The 1,277-nt window shown below is 33.8% G+C and carries 1 protein-coding gene; it reads right to left on the reverse strand.

Annotated features, from left to right (window positions below; genetic code table 11):
- Window positions 1-1,275 (reverse strand): lysylphosphatidylglycerol synthase domain-containing protein (locus V7659_RS29170; protein ID WP_335543539.1); only part of this gene is annotated, 1,275 nt, incomplete at its 3' end.
- Between the last annotated feature and the right edge of the window lie 2 nt (window positions 1,276-1,277).

Genomic DNA, 1,277 nt, shown 5'->3' on the forward strand with positions numbered 1-1,277 from the left:
TCGATAAAATTGACCTTTTGCCATCCGGAGCAACAAAGCTACAATAATTAAAAAGATCGCTTCCTCATAATCAATTCCTTTAAAGATAGAGAACAGTGCGGCCAATATTAATGCGAACATCGTTAGCTCGTAGGCTCTCTTTACACTATATTCAATTCCCCGAGATAAACCTAATAATAAAAACCCAGCTGCAACAGATAATTGGTGCGATACATTTATAATTGGAAAGGATAAAAGTTCTTGTGCAACCTTCAACCGGGACATAATTCCAGGTACACTAGCTGATAACAGTAGGATTAAACCAGAAAGGAAAACCAGCATGGTTAAAATGACATGGCTTAATCTTTGAAGCACAGCTTTAGGAAGATCATTCCAAGTTTGATTCCACTTTTTCCAATAAAGCTTAACAAAGAAAACTAGGCTAATAAAAAATGGGAGAAAGTAATAGCCAATCCGATAAAATAGTAATAATACTAGTACCTTTTCTTCAGGGATATGTAAATCTTGCATCCCCCAAATAAATACCAAATCAAAAGAACCTAATCCGCCTGGGATCATACTAATGATACCGGCACATGCAGCTACAATATAGACAGGAAAAAGATTTGCTGCAGAGATAGAAATTCCTAAAGTCCGGCATAAAATCCATATGGCTAAAAATACTGCAAACCATTCGATTATGGATATCAAAATTAGCTTCAAGGTACTATTGGCACTAACTAGAGATGGACTTCCTTTTTTTGACTTTATTATATGTAAAATTAAAAAAAGTGGTAAATATAAACCAACACCCACCACTGCAAAATAGAGCCATTTTGTGTCAACAAACAACGGGAAGTTACGAAAATTATTTGTGACGATCCATGATAGCACTGAAATCCCAGTTAAATAAAATAATGATACGGATGCAATAACCCCTAAAAGTTTACGTTTGTCTGGTTCGTGCTTATGAAAGAAATACGTCCTTAACATTGCCCCGATTATTCCACCAAAGCCAATTAAATTTGAAAACGAATTAGCAATAAATGATTGTTCTAATAAATCTCTGGTTGGAACTTTTAGTTTTAATATTCGCACTAATACTACATCGTAAAGCAACATGGGTAAGACAGCTATAAAGGTGATAAATAATATAAAAAGGAGACGCCACATATCAAGTTGACTTAGTTCTTCCTTAAGTAAGTGCATATTTATGTTTTGAGTGAATTTTTTGATTTCGGTAATTGCAAAGATTAACAGTAATAACGGAAAAATAAATTTTAGCGTTTTTAATATTC

This window comes from Neobacillus drentensis, assembly GCF_036966985.1.
Lineage (GTDB): Bacteria > Bacillota > Bacilli > Bacillales > Cytobacillaceae > Neobacillus > Neobacillus drentensis_E.